The 17,096-nt window shown below is 72.6% G+C and carries 11 protein-coding genes and 2 pseudogenes; 6 read left to right on the top strand and 7 right to left on the bottom strand.

The features are described from left to right. Nucleotides 1-136: 136 nt before the first annotated feature. Both S1361_RS39420 and S1361_RS39930 read right to left on the bottom strand, forming a co-directional pair. The gene (locus S1361_RS39420; protein WP_243769568.1) at nucleotides 137-1,075 is read right to left on the bottom strand and encodes a beta-ketoacyl-ACP synthase III; all 939 of its coding nucleotides are present in this window, start codon (nucleotides 1,073-1,075) and stop codon (nucleotides 137-139) included. 321 nt (nucleotides 1,076-1,396) lie between these two features. After that, nucleotides 1,397-2,032, bottom strand: a pseudogene (locus tag S1361_RS39930) (acyltransferase domain-containing protein); the annotation flags it as partial. Between the two features lie 75 nt (nucleotides 2,033-2,107). On the opposite strand from S1361_RS39930, the pseudogene S1361_RS40385 reads away from it, so the two are divergent. The 6 genes and pseudogenes from S1361_RS40385 to sbnA all read left to right on the top strand — a co-directional run. Next, nucleotides 2,108-2,287: pseudogene (locus S1361_RS40385) on the top strand (acyltransferase domain-containing protein); the annotation flags it as partial. Between the two features lie 226 nt (nucleotides 2,288-2,513). Further along, a complete protein-coding gene (locus S1361_RS29800; protein WP_208034981.1) occupies nucleotides 2,514-5,087 on the top strand; it encodes a Pls/PosA family non-ribosomal peptide synthetase in 2,574 nt (857 codons plus the stop codon). A gap of 13 nt (nucleotides 5,088-5,100) precedes the next feature. Further along, nucleotides 5,101-8,370, top strand: coding sequence for a non-ribosomal peptide synthetase (locus S1361_RS29795; RefSeq protein ID WP_208034980.1), 3,270 nt, complete (start codon nucleotides 5,101-5,103; stop codon nucleotides 8,368-8,370). Nucleotides 8,371-8,412: 42 nt separating this feature from the next. Continuing rightward, nucleotides 8,413-9,417, top strand: coding sequence for a TauD/TfdA family dioxygenase (locus S1361_RS29790; RefSeq protein ID WP_208034979.1), 1,005 nt, complete (start codon nucleotides 8,413-8,415; stop codon nucleotides 9,415-9,417). Further along, nucleotides 9,414-10,484, top strand: a complete 1,071-nt coding sequence (gene sbnB, locus S1361_RS29785) for a 2,3-diaminopropionate biosynthesis protein SbnB (RefSeq protein WP_208034978.1) — start codon at nucleotides 9,414-9,416, stop codon at nucleotides 10,482-10,484. Before S1361_RS29790 ends, sbnB begins: the two co-directional genes overlap by 4 nt. A gap of 37 nt (nucleotides 10,485-10,521) precedes the next feature. Beyond that, nucleotides 10,522-11,544, top strand: coding sequence for a 2,3-diaminopropionate biosynthesis protein SbnA (gene sbnA, locus S1361_RS29780; RefSeq protein WP_208034977.1), 1,023 nt, complete (start codon nucleotides 10,522-10,524; stop codon nucleotides 11,542-11,544). A 316-nt stretch (nucleotides 11,545-11,860) separates the two neighbouring features. On the opposite strand, the gene S1361_RS29775 is transcribed toward sbnA, so the two are convergent. From S1361_RS29775 to S1361_RS29755, 5 genes are read right to left on the bottom strand one after another with little or no spacing between them, the layout of a single operon-like run. Continuing rightward, nucleotides 11,861-13,030, bottom strand: coding sequence for an MFS transporter (locus S1361_RS29775; RefSeq protein ID WP_208034976.1), 1,170 nt, complete (start codon nucleotides 13,028-13,030; stop codon nucleotides 11,861-11,863). After that, nucleotides 13,030-13,533, bottom strand: coding sequence for a GNAT family N-acetyltransferase (locus S1361_RS29770; RefSeq protein WP_208034975.1), 504 nt, complete (start codon nucleotides 13,531-13,533; stop codon nucleotides 13,030-13,032). Before S1361_RS29770 ends, S1361_RS29775 begins: the two co-directional genes overlap by 1 nt. Before the next feature lies 1 nt (nucleotide 13,534). After that, the gene (locus S1361_RS29765; protein ID WP_208036828.1) at nucleotides 13,535-14,725 is read right to left on the bottom strand and encodes a type III PLP-dependent enzyme; all 1,191 of its coding nucleotides are present in this window, start codon (nucleotides 14,723-14,725) and stop codon (nucleotides 13,535-13,537) included. Nucleotides 14,726-14,757: 32 nt separating this feature from the next. Then, complete coding sequence (locus S1361_RS29760) at nucleotides 14,758-16,047, bottom strand: DUF6271 family protein (protein WP_208034974.1); 1,290 nt, start codon at nucleotides 16,045-16,047, stop codon at nucleotides 14,758-14,760. Continuing rightward, nucleotides 16,044-17,075, bottom strand: a complete 1,032-nt coding sequence (locus tag S1361_RS29755; RefSeq protein ID WP_208034973.1) for a phytanoyl-CoA dioxygenase family protein — start codon at nucleotides 17,073-17,075, stop codon at nucleotides 16,044-16,046. Before S1361_RS29755 ends, S1361_RS29760 begins: the two co-directional genes overlap by 4 nt. Nucleotides 17,076-17,096 lie beyond the last annotated feature (21 nt).

Genomic DNA, 17,096 nt, shown 5'->3' with positions numbered 1-17,096 from the left:
TGGCCGGGCAGCGTGCCGTCGACCGTGTAGACCACGGTTCTTCGAAGCGACGCTCCCGCCCGGGCGGCGACAGTCCGAGCACCTCCACCCGCTCGGGCACGCGGGCCAGCAGGGGCGCGCCCCGGCGGCGGTCGGCTCAGGGGCAGCGGATGATCTGGCCGGCGTACGTGAGGCCGCCGCCGAAGGCGAACAGCAGCACCGGTGAACCCTTCTCGATCTCGCCGCGTTCGATGAGTTTGGACAGCGCCAGCGGGATGCTGGCGGCGGACGTGTTCCCGGACTCCACCACGTCCCGCGCGACCACGGCGTTGACGGCGCCGATCTTGCGGGCGAGCGGCTCGATGATGCGCAGGTTGGCCTGGTGCAGCACGACACCGCCCAGCTCCTCGGGGCGGACCCCGGCCCGCTCGCAGACCTTCAGGGCGATCTCCGGCAGGGCCGTGGTGGTCCACCGGTAGACGGTCTGGCCCGCCTGGGAGAAGGTGTTGGACGGCGCCTCGATGCGCACGGCCTCCCCCATCTCGGGCACGGAGCCCCACAGCACGGGGGAGACCTCCGGTTCGTCGCAGGCCTCCAGGACGGCTGCTCCCGCACCGTCGCCGATGAGCACACAGGTGGTGCGGTCGGTCCAGTCGGTGAAGTCCGACAGCTTCTCGACACCGACGACCAGCGCGCGCCGGGCGCTGCCCACGCGGATCGACTGGTCGGCGAGGGCCAGCGCGTGCGGGAAGCCGGAGCAGGCGGTGTTGACGTCGATGGCGGCCGGGGCGGGCACACCGATCGTGTGGGCGACCCGCGCGGCGATGTTCGGGGACCGGTCGACGGCCGTGCACGTGGCCACGATCACCATGTCGATGTCGGCGGCACGCACGTCCGCGTTCGCCAGTGCCCGCTCGGCCGCCTTGCCGGCCATGTCCGCCACGGACTCGAAGTCCGCTGCGATGCGGCGGGACTTGATGCCGACGCGGCTCTGGATCCACTCGTCGCTGGTGTCGACCACGCGTGCGAGGTCGTCGTTGGTCAGCACCTTGTCAGGCTGGTAATGGCCGAACGCGAGCACCCGGGATCCGGTCATCTGCTTCCTCATTTCGTCGGCTCGGGGAGGAATGCGCTTCTTGCGGACATGACTCCCGGCCGCGCGGGCCGGGTTGACACTGTCTACCAGCCCCGATCTTGCTGGACCGGTGAGCAATGCGTCAATCCGGCCCCCATTGCCGCACAAAGAACCCTCCCCGTTTTCCAAGGGCCGATCGACAACATGCCGAAGGGGCAGGCAAAATCGCCGCGACCGCGGCCACCACGTCGTCCGCCTCCGGCTCTTCAAGCCGCCGGACGACCCCAACGCCGAGTGGTACGGGGACAAACTGCCGGGCCGCAGGGGCACGCCGGGCGCGGAAACGGACGTCGGCCCGTCAACCGCCGCGATCGACACGCGGTCCGACCGGGCCGCCGGCAGCTCCGCCACCTCGGCCTCCGTCTCCTCGACGGAGGCCATGGCCCCGCCCGCGGGGAGGCGGCCCATCAGCCTGGCCCGGGCCGCCACCAGCGTGCAGGCATCGGCCAGGGAGAACACCCCGGCGACATGCACGGCAGCGATTTCGGCCACCGAGTGCCCCATCAGGAAGTCCGGGCGTACACGTCAGGACTCCAGCAACCGGAACAGGGCGACCTCGAAGGCCGGCAGCGCCGGCCGCGTCCACTCCGTGCGGTCGAGGAGTCCGGCCTCGGCCGACTCCGGTACCGCGAACAGCACCGCGCGCACGGACCCGTCCATCAGCGGGTCAAGGTGCTCGCACCCCGCGTCCGGAGCCCGCGTGAAGGCGGGGAAGAACTCGTGGAGTTCACGGCCCATGCCCGCCCGCCGGCTGCCCTGCCCGGTGAAAAGGAACGCCGGCCGGCCCGGCGTGGCGGTGCCGGTGTGCAGCGAGGGGCGGGAGCGGCCCTCGGCCGGCGCCCGCAGCGCCTGGACGAAGGGGTAGAGCGGGGAGGACGACCGGGCGTCCGGTGGCCACGCCGGGTGCCGCGGCGACATCGGTGCGCGCGCCCGCGTGGGCCTCCCCCACCGACAGCGGGAAGCGGTCGAGCCCGCCCTCGTCCCGCTGGAGGGCTGTGGCGTTCCCACGGCGTGGAGCCCGATGCCGTGGTCGGGCACTCGCAGGGCGAGATCGCGGCGGCCTGCGTCGCGGGAGCCCTCGGCCTCGACGACGCGGCCCGCGTGGTCGCGCTGCGCAGCCGTGCGATCGTACGGCTCGCGGGCACCGTCGGGCTGATGTCGGTCGCCCTGCCCCCGGGCGGCTCCCCCTCCTGAGGGGGGCCGCCGTTCGGGTGAGCCGTGGCGGGCCCCACCCGGCGCGGACACCGGGAAACACGGAGGCGTCGGGGTTTTCGAGGGCGCGGGCGGACCGATGCGAAGTGGCAGCCTGCGGTGTGCCTGGCCACACTGAAAACCGGCCGTTCCCGATCAGGAACGGCCCGGCCGGCCATTGGCGATCCACACGTCCTCAGGAGATCGAATGGTGGAGCAGTCCTCCGAGGTCCCCATACCGGGACCGGACGAACCTGCCGTCACCCTGAGCTCCACCGGGCCGGACAGGACGGACACCGAGCGCAGACTCGCGAAGACCCTGGCCGAGCTGACCGGCGCCGACCATGTTCCGGCCGACAGCCACTTCTTCACCGATCTCGGCGCCAACTCCCTGGTGATGGCGCAGTTCTGCGCCCGGCTCAGGAAGAACCCGGACCTGCCGTCCCCTTCCATGCGGGACATCTACCGGCATCCCACGATCCGCAGCCTGACGGCGGCGCTCGTGGCGGCCGCTCCCGCTTCCGCCGCCGCGCCCGGCTCCTCGTCGCAGCCGGCACCCACGACGTCGCCGGCCCCGGTGACCCGCGTGAGCCGGCGCAGCCACCTGCTGTGCGGAACGGCGCAGCTGCTGGTCTTCCTCGTGTACTCCCTCGTCTGGGGATACGTCACCGCCGGCGGATACGAGTGGATCGCCACCGCTTCGGGGCCACTCGGCGTCTACCTCCGGTCGCTGCTGTTCGGCGGCATCGGATTCCTCGCCCTGTGCCTGTTCCCGGTCGCGGCGAAGTGGGTGCTCGTCGGCCGTTGGACACCACGCGAGTTCCCCGTGTGGGGCCTGACCTATCTGCGCTTCTGGCTCGTGAAGGTCCTGCTGCACGCGAATCCGATGGTGTTCCTCGTCGGAACCCCGCTGTACGTGCTGTACCTGCGGGCGCTGGGCGCGCGGATCGGAAAGGGCGTCACGATCCTTTCCCGTTCCGTCCCGGTCTGCACCGACCTGCTGACGGTCGGCGCCGGGACGGTGATCCGCAAGGACTCCTTCTTCCTCGGCTACCGGGCCCACGCGGGCCGCATCCAGACCGGCCGGGTCACCCTCGGCCGGGACGCGTTCGTCGGCGAGCGGACCGTCCTGGACATCGACACCTCGGTGGGCGACGGCGCGCAGCTGGGCCACTCCTCCGCGCTGCACAGCGGCCAGGCGGTCCCGGACGGCGAGCGCTGGCACGGATCACCGGCGGAGCCCACGCGGACCGACTACGTGCGGGTGGAGCCGGCCCGGTGCGGCACCGCGCGCCGGACCTGGTTCGGCCTGGTCACGCTGGTGCAGCTGGTCTTCGTGTACATTCCGGTCACCATCGGCGGGGTGTACATGGTGTTCACCGGGATCCCGGCGATCGGCAAGCGGCTCGACCCGCAGACGGCCGTACTGACCCGGCCGGAACTCATCCCCGACGCGCTGGGCGTCTCGCTCGCCCTGTTCTGCGGCTTCCTCGTCCTGGGCCAGGTCACGCTGTACGCGGTCCCGCGTCTGCTGGGTCTGCTGGTCAAGCCCGACCGGGTGTATCCGCTGTACGGATTCCACTACACGGTGCACCGGCTGGCGGCCCGCATCACGAACGTCAAGTTCTTCGCCTGGCTGTTCGGCGACAGTTCCTACATCGTGCCCTATCTCCGCTGTCTCGGTTACGACCTGACCCGGGTCGAGCAGACGGGTTCCAACTTCGGCACCGAAATGCAGCACGAGACGCCGTTCCTGGTCACCGTCGGCACCGGGACGATGGTGGCCGACGGGCTCTCGGTGGTGAACGCCGACTATTCCAGCACGTCGTTCAAGCTGTCCCGGGTGACGATCGGGCGCCGCAACTTCCTGGGCAACAACATCGCCTATCCCGTGGGCGGCAGGACGGGGGAGAACTGCCTCCTGGCGACGAAGGTGATGGTCCCCCTGGACGGCGAGGTCCGCAAAGACGTGGGACTCCTCGGCTCACCGTGTTTCGAGATCCCCCGGTCGGTGGACCGGGACGCCCGGTTCGACCATCTCCGCACGGGCGAGGAGCTGCACCGGCATCTCACCGCCAAGAACCGCTACAACCTGCGCACGATGGCGCTGATGCTGTGCGTGCGCTGGGTGCACACCTTCGCGCTCACGCTGTTCGCCCTCGCCTCCGTGGACCTGTACGGCGTGCTCGGGCACGTGGTGATCGGCACGTATCTGGCGCTGCTGCTGGTGTTCTCCACCGCGTACTACGTCCTGGTGGAGCGCTGCCTGATGTCGTTCCGCCGGATGAGCCCGCAGTTGTGCTCCATCTACGACCGCACCTTCTGGCTGCACGAGCGGCTGTGGAAGGTGCCGTCGCACTACCTCAACATCTTCAACGGAACCCCCTACAAGAGCCTGGTCTGGCGTCTGCTGGGCGTCCGCATCGGCAAGAGGGTGTTCGACGACGGCTGTTACGTGACCGAGCGGACGCTGACCGCCATCGGGGACGAGTGCACCCTGAACGCCGGCAGCAAGCTCCAGTGCCACTCGCAGGAGGACGGCACGTTCAAGTCGGATCACACCACGCTCGGCGCGCGCTGCACGCTGGGCGTCGGCGCCCATGTGCACTACGGCGTGACGATGGGCGACGGCGCGGTGCTGGCAGCCGATTCCTTCCTCATGAAAGGCGAGGAAGTCCCCCCGAACGCGCACTGGGGCGGCAATCCGGCCGTGGACATGCCCGAGTCCGGCCGCGGCCGGGCCCTGCGCACGACCGACGCCCCCGCGACTGCCACGAGTTGAGGAAGGCCTTCCCATGGACACGCGCGTGGAGACGGACCGGGAGTTCTGGAGCCGGGTGCTGACCGCCGGCGGTGCCACCGCCGTGCCCCGGTGGGCCCCGGTGCCCGAACCGGGAGCGGCCGAGCAGGAGACGGCGGTCCCGGACGACGTGGCGGCCTCGGTGCGCAGGCTGGTCCGCCGGTCGGGGCTGCCGGTCAGCGCGGTGCTGCTGGCGGCGCACGCCAAGGTGCTGTCCGCGCTGTCCGGCGAGCGGGAGCTGGTGACGGGCTACACCGCCGGAGTGCGCGGCGAGCCGCTGCCGTGCCGCCTGACCGTGCCTCCGGGGTCCTGGCGGGCGCTGGTGTCGGCCGCCGAGCGTGCCGAGGCGGCGGTGCTGGCCCACCGGGAGTTCCCGGTGGCCGGCCTGGCCCGGGAACTCGGGCTGAGCGAGCCGCCGTACGAGGTGGTGTTCGGCCCCATGGGCGCCGAGGACGCGCACGCCGGGGACGGTGTGCTGCATGTGCGCTGGTGCGACCGGGGTGGCCGGCTGCTGCTGCGCCTGCGGTACCGCACGGACGTGCTGGACGCCGGGAGCGCGGCGCGGATCGGCGGCTACCACCTCAAGGCGCTGCGGCTGCTGGCGGCCGACCCGGACGCCGAGCACGCGCAGCAGAGCCTGCTGTCGGCCGAGGAGGTGCGCGAGCAGCTGGAAGGGCTGGCGGGGCCGCACCGGCCGCTGCCGGACGCCCGCGCGCACGAGTTGTTCGAGCGGCGGGTACGGGCGCATCCGCAGGCGGTGGCCGCGGTGCACGGCGAGCGTGCGTGGACGTACGCGGAGCTGAACGCGCGCGCCAACCGGCTGGCGCGGGCGCTGCTGGCCCGCGGGCTGGGCCGGGAGGACGTGGTCGCCGTCGTCACCGAGCGGAACCTCGACTGGCTGGCGGCGACGCTGGCGGTGTTCAAGGCGGGCGGGGTGTACCTGCCGATCGAGCCGCACTTCCCGGCCGGCCGCATCGCGGCAACGTTGTCGCGGGCGGGCTGCCGGCTGGTCCTCACCGAGTCGGGCAGCACCGAGACCCTCGACCAGGCCCTGGCCGAGGTCCCGGGAACCGAGAAGCTGCCGGTCGAGACGGCGTACGCGGAACCGCACGCCGACGACGACCCCGGTGTGCGGGTCGACCCCGGTCAGCTGGCCTACATCTACTTCACCTCCGGCTCCACCGGCGAGCCGAAGGGCGCGATGTGCGAACACGCCGGCCTGCTCAACCACCTCCACGCCAAGATCGACGACCTGGGCATCGGCGAGGGGGCGGTGGTGGCGCAGACGGCCCCGCAGTGCTTCGACATCTCGCTGTGGCAGCTGGTGTCCGCGCTGCTGGTCGGCGGGCGGACCCTGCTGGTCGGCCAGGACGTGGTCGTGGACGTGGAGCGGTTCGTCGACACGCTGGTGCGGGGCCGGGTCACCGTGACCCAGCTGGTGCCCTCCTACCTGGAGGTCGTGGTCTCGTACCTGGAACAGCACCCCCGGGACCTGCCGGACCTGCGGTGGGTGTCGGTGACCGGGGAGGCGCTGAAACGGGAGCTGGTCCAGCGCTGGTTCGCGCTCCAGCCGGGCATCAGGCTGCTCAACGCCTACGGGCTGACGGAGACCTCCGACGACACCAACCACGAGGTCCTGGACGGTGTGCCCGACCGCGTGCTGCTGGGACGCGCGGTCAACAACGTGCGCGTCTACGTCGTGGACGAGCAGCTGTCGCTGGTGCCGCTGGGCGCGCCGGGGCTGATCGCGTTCTCCGGTGTCTGTGTGGGCCGGGGGTACGTCAACGACCCCGAGCGGACCCGGGAGGCCTACCGGACCGACCCGTACCGGCCCGGGGAGCGGCTCTACCTGGGCGGTGACTGGGGCCGCTGGCACCCCGGCGGCAAGCTGGAGTTCCTCGGCCGCCGGGACAGCCAGGTCAAGATCCGCGGCTTCCGCATCGAGATCGGCGAGATCGAGAACACCCTGCTGCGGGTGGACGGGGTGCGGGACGGCGCGGTGGTGGTCGTCGAGCGGGGCGGCGGGAACACGCAGCTGATCGCCTTCCACACCGGCCGGCGCCTGGAACCGGACGTGCTGCGCGAGGCGCTCGCGGCGGCGCTGCCCGCCTACATGGTCCCCGCCGCCTTCCACTGGCGGGAGAGCCTGCCGCTGACCGCCAACGGCAAGATCGACCGCAAGGCGCTGACCGCGCAGGCCGCCGAGACCGGGCCGGCCGCGGGCAGGGACGGCGCGGAGCGGGACGGCGGGGAGCAACAGGCGCTCAGCCCGGCCGAGCGGCGGCTGGCGGCGGCCTGGGCCGAGCTGCTGGGCGTGCCCGAGCACCGGATCGGCCCCAAGGACCACTTCTTCGACTCCGGGGGCACCTCCCTGACGGCCGTCAAGCTCAGCATCGCGCTCGACCGGGCGGTCTCCCTGAAGGACATCACCCGGCACCCGGTCCTGGCCGACCTGGCCGCCCTCCTCGACGGAGCCGGCCGGCGGCGCGCGGAGCTGCTCCAGCCCCTGTCGGACGGGGACGGCACGGCGGAGTGCGTACTGGTGTGCTTCCCGTACGCGGGCGGCAACGCGGTCAACTACCGGCCGATGGCGGCCGCGTTGGCGGGCAGCGGCCTCGCGGTCCTCGCGGTGGACCTGCCCGGCCACGACCTGGCGGCCCACCGCGAGCCGTTCGCGTCGATCGAGGAGGTGGCCGGCCAGGTCGTGGACGAGATCACGGCGCGCGGCCCGGCCCGGGTCATGCTGTGGGGCCACTCGTCGGGCGCCGCACCGGCCCTGGAGACGGCCCTCCGGCTTGAGGAGCGGGGCGTGCGGGTGACGCGGGTGTTCCTCGGCGCGCAGCTGCTGGGCACCGCCGCCGAGCGGAGCGCCGCCGTCGCCGACCTGACGGGCCTGAGCGACGCGGAGATCGCGGCGCGGCTGACCGCGGACACCGGTTACACGGAACTCGCCGAACTCAACGAGCGGCACGCCGAGCACATCGGTGCCGCCTACCGGCACGACTGCGTCCGCGCCCACCGCTGGTTCCAGGCGGTCCTGGAGAACCCGCCGCCGGTGCGGCTGTCCGCGCCGGTCTCGGTGGTCGTCGCCGCCGACGACCCGCACACGGCGGGCCACGCCGACCGCCACCGCGACTGGCTGCTCCTGGCCAAGCAGGTCGACCTGCACGAACTGGCCGACGGGGGCCACTACTTCCTGCGCACCCGGCCGGCCGAGGCGGCGCGGGCCGTGCTGAGCGCGGCCGTCCCCCTGGCCTCCACCTGAGGCCCGTACCCCCACCCGACGGGCGACCGAAAGGAATCCGAGATGCCGTCCTCATCCCTGGCAGCACCGCTCGACGTGGAGCTGCGGCCGGACAGACCCGCGATGCTGCGCGTCGATCCCCCGGACGACGTCGCGGCCTGGGCGGCCCGCTACCGCGAGGCGCTCCGGGCGCAGGTCACCGAGCACGGGGCGCTGCTCGTGCGCGGCCTCGGCCTGCGGGACACCGACCAGGCCGGTGCCGTCTTCACGCGGCTGGCCGGCGACCTCATGCCGGAGCGGGAGGCGTTCGCGCCCCGGGAGGCGCACGGGCCTGGGCTGTACTCCTCCACGCCCTGGCCGGCCAACCAGCCGATGTGCATGCACCACGAGCTGAGCTACCAGCTGGAGGTGCCCGGCCTGCTGCTGTTCGCGTGCCTGACGCCGCCCGAGCAGGGCGGGGCGACGGCGGTGGCCGACGCGGCGGAGATCCTCAAGGCCCTGCCCGCCGAGCTGGTGGAGCGCTTCGAACAGGAGGGCTGGCTGCTGACCCGTACCTACAACGAGGAGATCGGCGCGTCCCTCGCGGAGTCGTTCGGCACGGAGGACCGCGACACGATCGAGCGGTACTGCCGCGCGAACGCCATCGACTTCCGCTGGCTGCCCGACGGCTCCCTGCGCACCGAGCAGCGCCGCTGCGCCGTCGTGGAACACCCGCGCACCGGCAGGCGGTGCTGGTTCAACCAGATCGCCTTCCTCAACGAGTGGACGCTGGCCCCGGAGGTGCGCGAGTACCTGGTGGACGAGTACGGCGCGGACTCGCTGCCGTTCAACACCCGTTACGGGGACGGCAGTCCGATCGGCGAGGACGTCGTCCAGCTCCTCAACACCACCTACGAGGAGCACACCCGGCGCGAGCCCTGGCAGGCCGGTGACCTGATGCTCGTGGACAACATCGGCACCGCGCACAGCCGAGAGGCGTTCACCGGGGAGCGGCGGGTCCTGGTCGGCATGGCCGAGCCGCGGCGCCTGGCCGACTCCTGCCCGACGGGGGAGGCGAGCCGGCGATGACCCATCTGCTGTCGACCTCACCCCAGCCGGCCATGCCCGGCCCCGCACCGGCGCCCACCTTCGCGGTGATCTCCGGCCGGCAGGTGCAGCAGGCGCTGACCGGGCGGGAGCGGGAACTGGTGGAACTGGTGGCCGCCACCTACCGGCTGCACGGCGCCGGGGACTCGGTCAACCCGCCGTCGTACTTCCTGCGCTTCCCCGACCGGCCCACGGCCCGGATCATCGCGCTGCCCGCCTCCATCGGCGGCCCGACGCGCGTGGACGGCGTGAAGTGGATCTCCAGCTTCCCCGACAACGTGCGCTCCGGGCTGCCCCGGGCCTCCGCGGTGCTGATCCTCAACGACCACGACACGGGCTACCCCTTCGCCTGCCTGGAGAGCTCCGTCATCAGCGCGACCCGGACCGCGGCCTCCGCCGCGCTGGCCGCCGACTGGCTCAGCCGCACCCGGACCCGGCCGCGCCGCGTCGGGTTCTTCGGGACGGGCCTGATCGCCCGGTACATCCACACCTTCCTGGCCGGCACGGGCTGGACCTTCGACGCGATCGGCGTGCACGACCTGTCCGCCGACAGCACCGCCGGCTTCCGCGGCTACCTGCGCCAGGCCGGCGCCACCGGGCAGATCACCGTCCACGACAGCGCCGAGGACCTGGTCCGCTCCAGCGACCTGGTGGTCTTCGCCACCATCGCCGGCCGGCCGCACGTCACGGCCCCGGGCTGGTTCGAGCACAACCCCGTGGTCCTGCACGTGTCGCTGCGCGACCTCGCCCCCGAGATCCTGCTCACCGCGGCCAACTTCGTGGACGACGTGGAGCACTGTCTGCAGGCGGACACCTCCCCGCACCTGGTCGAGCAGCGGACCGGGAACCGGGACTTCCTCAACGGCACGCTCTGCGACGTGATGCTCGGCCGCGCCGCCCCGCCGCAGGACCAGCCGGTGATCTTCTCGCCCTTCGGCCTCGGCGTCCTCGACCTGGCCGTCGGCAAGTACGTCTACGACCGGGTGGCCGGGGCGGGAGAACTCCACCTCATCGACGACTTCTTCCACGACCTGCGCCGCTACGGCTGAGGCCGTTGCCCTTCAGCCCTGGCACCAGGAGGCTGCCGTGCCCGTCATCTCCGCTCCCCACGCCTTCAACGAAGGCAGTCTGTTCGTCGATCTGGAGTCGATCTTCGGATACCGCCTCTACCTGAAGTGCGAGGGCTTCAACTTCGCCGGCTCCATCAAGTTGAAGGCCGCGAACGAGATGGTGGACAGCGCCGAGCGGGACGGACGGCTGAGGCCGGACTCCATCCTCGTCGAGTCCTCGTCCGGAAACCTGGGCGTCGCGCTGAGCGTGATCGCCGCGAGCAAGGGATACCGGTTCCTGTGTGTGACGGACCCCCGGTGCAACCTGTCGACCAAGCTGCTGATGGAGGCCCTCGGCAGCCAGGTGCACGTGGTGACCGACCTGGACGGGAACGGCGGCTTCCTGGGCACGCGGCTCGAGTACGTGCGCGCGCTGTGCGCGTCCGACGAGCGGTACGTGTGGCTCAGCCAGTACACCAACCCGGGGAACTGGCGGGCCCACTTCCGTACCACGGCACCGGAGATCGCCAGCTACTTCCCGCACCTGGACGTGCTGTTCGTCGGGACGGGCACCGCCGGAACGCTGATGGGCTGCGGGCGCTACTTCCGCGAGTGGCACCGGCCGGTGCGGATCGTCGCCGTGGACAGCGTGGGCTCGGTGGCCTTCGGCGGCGAGCCCGGCCGCCGGATGATCCCCGGTCTGGGCATGAGCATGCGTCCGCCGCTGCTCGACGAGTCGTACGTGGACGAGGTGATCCGGGTGGAGGAGGCGGACACCATCCGCACCTGTCACCGCATGGCCAGGCGGGGCTTCCTGTTCGGCGGCTCCACGGGGTCGGTGGTCAGCGCAGCGACGGACTGGCTGGCCCGGCACGGCACCCGGGACCTCACCGCGGTGGCCATAGCGCCCGACCTCGGCGAGCGCTACCTCGACACCATCTACCAGACCAACTGGCTGCAGGACCTGTACGGCGAACACCTGCTGGACTCCGCCCGGACGGACACCCCGTGGGAGGAGAGGTCCGCGTCCCGGGGGCCGGACCGCCGCCCAAGACCGTGACCCGATCCGGCCGCGGCCCGGCCTCACGGTCCGTGACTTCCGCACAGACGCTCCATGGACGCCCCCTGCACGATGCCGGCGCGGCCGCATCCACCTGCAGAGAACGCCACAGGAGCATCCTGTTCACTCGGACCTCGGGCGGCCGGCACGCTCCCCCAGGGCGAGGAGGTCGACCAGTTGTCCACCACCCCCGACGGGGCGCTGTACGCCACCTCCAGCGAGGGCGGCGTCCGGAGGAGTTCCGCGCCTACCTGGCGCGGCTGGCTCCGCCGGCCGCGGGCTGACCGGGCGCGCCACGGGCCGGCGACCGGTGGTGTCAGGCCACCGGCGCCGGGGTGCGGGCACGCCACGGGATCCGGAAGGCGGTCACCGTGACGATCAGCGCGCAGGCCGCCACCGTGGCCATACCCAGGGTCAGGTTCGCCGCGCCGGCCACGAAGCCGATCAGGGCGGGACCGGCCAGCAGACCCGTCGTACCCATCGCGGCGACCAGCGCCAGCGCGTCCGGGCCGCGGCCGGCCGCCGCCACGTACACGCACGGGGTGACGGCGGCCGCGCCGAGGCCGACGCAGGCGAAGCCGAGCAGCGTGGGAACCACTCCCCCGGCGAGCAGGGCGAGGGCCAGACCCACGGCGGCCATCGCACTGCCGGTGCGCACCACGCGCCCGTCTCCCCAGCGGGTGCGCCAGCGGTCCGCGCACAGCCGGGCCAGCAGCATCATCACGGAGACGACCGCGATGCCGAGCGGAGCGACGGTCGCCGACGCGTCGACGACGTCCTTCAGGTAGAGCGTCGACCAGTCGTTCATGGCGCCCTCGGTGATCGTGCCGAAGGCCATGGCGCAGCCCAGGAGGAGGGTCGTACCGGAGAACAGGCCGCGACGGGCGCGCCGCTTCGGCTCCCCGGCGACGGCGGGAGCCTCCTCCTCGTGCGGCAGCAGGCCCGGGCGGGCGCCGCCGAGCAGGAGCAGCAACAGGGCGCCGGCGACGGCGAAGTGGGCCGGAACGGACGCGGTCACGGTGGTGACGCCGGAGGTCAGCAGGGCGGCGCCGAGCAGCCCGGCGCTGAACGTGGCGTGCAGCTGGGACATGGCCGTCCGCCCGTGGGCGCGTTCCAGCGCGGCGCCCTGCGCGTTCATGGCGACGTTGAGACAGCCGACCGCGACCCCGTCGGCGCACACGGCGAGCAGCGCGAGCGGGAAGTTCGGCACGGCGGACAGCGCGGCCAGCACGGCGACCAGGGCCGCGGCGGAGGCGAGGGACAGCAGCCGGGAGCCCAGCCGCCGCATCAGGGCGGCGACCAGTGGGAAGGAGGCCGCCGCGCCGGCCCCGCAGACCATCAGCAGCAGGCCCACCTCGCCGGCGCCCAGATCCAGCCGGGCCTTCAGCGCGGGCAGCCGGGAGACCCAGGTGCCGTACTGGAAACCGAGGAAGCAGAACAGCGCGGCGATCGACCACTTGGCGCGCCGGAAGGAGGGTGCGGTCATCAGCTCGCCTCCCGCGGGACGGCGAGCTGCGCCGACATGTACAGCGCGCCGCCGCCGTAGCCGGCCGGCACCCGCGCCCCGGGGTGGGGGCGGTAGCCGTTGGCCCGCCAGAACGGCTCCTTGCCGGCGACGGCGACCAGGGACATGGTCGTGAAGCCCCGGGCGCGGGCCGCGTCCGTGAGGTGCCGGACCAGACGGGTGCCCAGGCCCCGGCGGCGCAGCGGCGCGCTGACGACCAGGTCGTGCAGGTGGAGGTTGGTGGTGTGGTGGGCGACCTGTTCCGGGCGGGTCAGGTCGGGACAGTGGAACCGGCGGTAGGGCAGGGCGAGGACGTAGCCCGCGATCCTGCCGTCGAGGTCCAGGACGAAGCTGGTGCCCGCCGGGGCCCGGGACCGCAGTCCGGCCTCTCCCTCGGTGAGCGAGGTGTCCGCGTACGCCCCGGCCTCCAGGGCGGCGACCTGGGGCCAGTCGGCCTCGGTGATGCCCCGTACGAGGCCTGTCATGTCAGTGGTGTCCTTCCTGGCCGCGGGTGCACACGGTCGGCAGCGGGCGGATGCCGTTGAAGCCGCGGGTGGTGTAACTGCCGGCGTAGGCGCCGGCGGAGAGGATCCGGACCGGGTCGCCGGAGGCGAGGGACGCCGGGACCGGCACCGGGTACCGGCCGGCGCCGTAGGCGTCGTCGCTGTCGCAGGTGGGGCCGGCGACGATCGCGGGGACGTGTTCCTCGGTCTCCCGCCCCGGGAAGACCAGCGGGTGGGTCACCTGGTCCATCTCGTACAGGCCGTTGAACTTGCCGACGCTCAGGTACAGCCAGCGGGCGCGCCCGCCGTCCGGCTGCGTGCGTTCGGTCAGCCGGACCACGTGGGCGCGGATCACGCCGTGGTCGGCGACCAGGTGACGCCCCGGCTCCAGCACGAAGCCGAGCGGGGCGGGGACCAGCGCGTTCAGGCGTTCCATGCCCTCGCGGAGCACGGTGAAGATCTTGTCCAGCGGCGGGTGGAGGGGGTTGCCGCGCCGGTCGCGATAGCCGAGCGCGGGCAGCCCGCCGCCGAGGTTCACATGGTCGGGTGCGATCCCCCGCCCGGCCAGTGCCGTCAGGGTCCCGGCGAGGGCGTCCAGTGCCTGCTGCCAGGCCTCGCCGGTCATCTGCTGGGAGCCGACGTGCACGGACAGGCCGGCCGGGACGAGGCCGGCGTCCCGGGCCGTGCCCAGGATGCGGACGGCGTCGTCCGGGGCACAGCCGAACTTGCGGTTCAGCCCCCACAGGGCGCCGTCCCCGCTGGTGGCGAGGCGGCAGAACACGCGGGCGCGGGGCGCGTGCGCCGCGATGGCGGTGACGTCCTGGATGCTGTCGGTGGCGAACGTGCGGACCCCCAGGCGGTGGGCCTGGGCGATGTCGTGGTCGGACTTGATGGTGTTGCCGTAGTGGATGTGGTCGGGGTGCGCACCGGCGCGCAGGGCCTGCTCGATCTCGGCGGGGCTCGCTGCGTCGAATCCGGCGCCTCTGGCCGTCAGGCAGCGCAGGACCTCGTCGACCGGGCAGGCCTTGAGGGCGAAGCGGATGCGGGTTCCGGGCAGTTCGTCGAGCAGGGCGTCGTACTGGTGCTCTATGCCGGTGAGGTCGTAGACGAGGCGGTCCGTGGCGACGGTACCGGTCCGTCGCGGCTGGTCGCGCCCACGCGGCGGCAGCCGCATGTCGGACGGGGCCGCGCGCCCCTTCGGGGCGCTCATGACCGGGCCGCCCTCACCAGCGCGGACCAGGAAACGGTCAAGTGAACGAAGTCCTCGATGTCCTGCTGGGCTTGGTCGAGTAACCGGTGACGTTCCAAGCCCAGTTGGTCCGCGAAGTCCGCGTACCGGCCGCCCAGTTTGCGGTAGGCCGTGTCCACCCGGTCCAGGCGCCAGATGTTCTCGGCCCGGTCCAGGCCCGTGCTCTCGCGGAGGAACTCCACGATCCGGTCGGGCCGGACCTGCTGCCGCTCGTCCAGCAGCCCCGCGCCCTCGGCCGCCATCCGGTCGTACACGTCGTGGAAGTAGAGCATCGACAGGAGGAACTTCACGAACCGGCGCTGGTAGGCCGGGAAGCCGGTGTCGGTGCGGCGCTCGGGGGTGTGGAAGTTCTCGATGTGACGGTTGTGGAGGATGCCGGGCAGGCCCGCGTCGTGGACGAGGTGCAGCAGGAAGTAGTCGCTGCCGATGGTGTCGGTGGCGGGCGTGAGGGGGACGCGCTCGTACACCGCGCGGTCGAAGGCGATGTTGCACATGTCGACGCGCATCGGGTCGACCAGCGTGAGGGTGGAGTGGTCCCCGGCGAAGGGTGCGGTGCCCGCACCGGTGAAGGACTCCTCGACCAGCGCGCGGGTGCGGTCCTCCGGCCAGTCGCCGGGGGCCCACAGGCTGACCACGTCGTGGTAGACGGCCTCGTCCAGGCGTCGTATCTCCCCGATGTCCACGGAGAGTGCGCCGATGAAGGAGGCTCCGGCCAGCGAGACCGGGCGGTGGGCCAGTGCCGGGTCCAGGTCGGTGCGGGTGACGGCGGCCGAGGCCTCGGCGGCCGGCCGGCCCAGCCACGGCAGCTCGTGGTGGACGGGGAACACCGGCTGTCCGGCGTGGAGTTGGTAGGCGCTGTCGGAGTCGCGGCGGTGCACCGAGTCGCAGCCGAGGGCGGCGGCCAGCAGGAAGGCGCGGTTCGTGCAGGCGCCGTAGGAGACCGCGGACGGGAGCATCAGGCGCAGCAGGCGGTCCGGCTCGGGCAGGCCGGCCTTCCGGACGACGCGGCACAGGAAGTCCCGCTGGGCCTCCTCGTCGAGGTGGTGGACGGTCACGCCCGGCTCCGGGGGCAGGGCGGCGACCGTGCGGGCGTGCTCGGCGCGGGTCGCGGCGTCGGCGGAGTCCAGGACCAGCAGCTCGACGTCGGCGCCGAAGTGCCGGGCCGCGTACGTGGCTTCGGCGTGCAGGGCGGTGACGGTGGCGGAGCAGGCCCGGTTGGTGGGCAGCGTGAGGCAGACGCGGTTCACCGGGCACCGTCCGCGGCGGTCCAGGAGTCGAGGCCGAGCAGCCTGCGCCCCAGGTCGTCCAGTTCGGCGGGGCCGTAGCGGAGGGCTTCGGGCTCGCGGGCGTCGCCGAGCAGGGTGGCGTTCCAGTCGGGGGTGGCGAGGGTGCGCCAGGACTCCACGCGGGAGTCGCGCAGGGCCGTGTGCTCCTCCAGCGCGGGCATCATCGACAGGTACTGGACGGCTCGGACAGCGTTGTCGGAGAGGTTGGGCGCCACGCCGTGGGCGAGCAGCCCGTTGAAGATCAGCAGGTCGCCTGCCTGGAGGTCGGGGCGGACCACCGGGAACTCGGCGCGGTCGGTGTTCGGGCGGACCGGGTCGCGGCCGGGCGGCTGGGCGACGCGCCACTCCTCGAAGCGGCGGAAGAGTTCCGGCGCGCACTGGAAGCCGCCGAGTTCGGGGCGGGTGTCGGTGAGCGCGATGATGCCCTGCACGCGTTGCGGCAGGACGGCGAGGGTGGTGTCGACGTCCCAGTGCAGCTCGATGTCGAAGCCCTCGTCGGTGGGTTCGATCAGGGAGCGGGAACGGGTGCGTACGTTGGGCGGGTTGAGGTTGAGACGGTCCAGGGTGACCCACAGCTCCGGGCTGTCCCAGACGTCCACGAAGGCGTCGTAGACGCGCCGGCTCTGCCGGCTGTCCCACATGAGCTGGTGGTGGTACGCCTCGACGAAGCCGTAGATGTACAGGTGCCGGTCGAGTTCGGACCGGAACTCCGGTTCCTCGTACCAGGTGTCGGGGCGGTCGGGGGCGAGCCCCTGGAACTCCCAGGCGAAGTCGAGGAGTTCCTTGGCCTCGCCGGGCGTGATGGCCTCGCGCACGACGACGTAGCCGTACGTCTGCCAGAAGGCGAAGTCCTCCTCGGACAGCACGCGCAGCGGCTGGGTCTTCTCCAGGTCACGCAGGGGGGTCGGGGCGAGGTAGGTCTCGCCGTCGGCGCTGAAGTAGGGGCGGCCGGTCGCCGCGCGGTGGAGGAAGGGGTGGGGCGTCTGCATGCGATTCCTCTGGAACTGGAA

Origin of the sequence: Streptomyces cyanogenus (assembly GCF_017526105.1) — a bacterium.
Taxonomy (GTDB): Bacteria; Actinomycetota; Actinomycetes; order Streptomycetales; family Streptomycetaceae; genus Streptomyces; species Streptomyces cyanogenus.
This window is presented reverse-complemented; position numbering and strand designations above follow the sequence as displayed.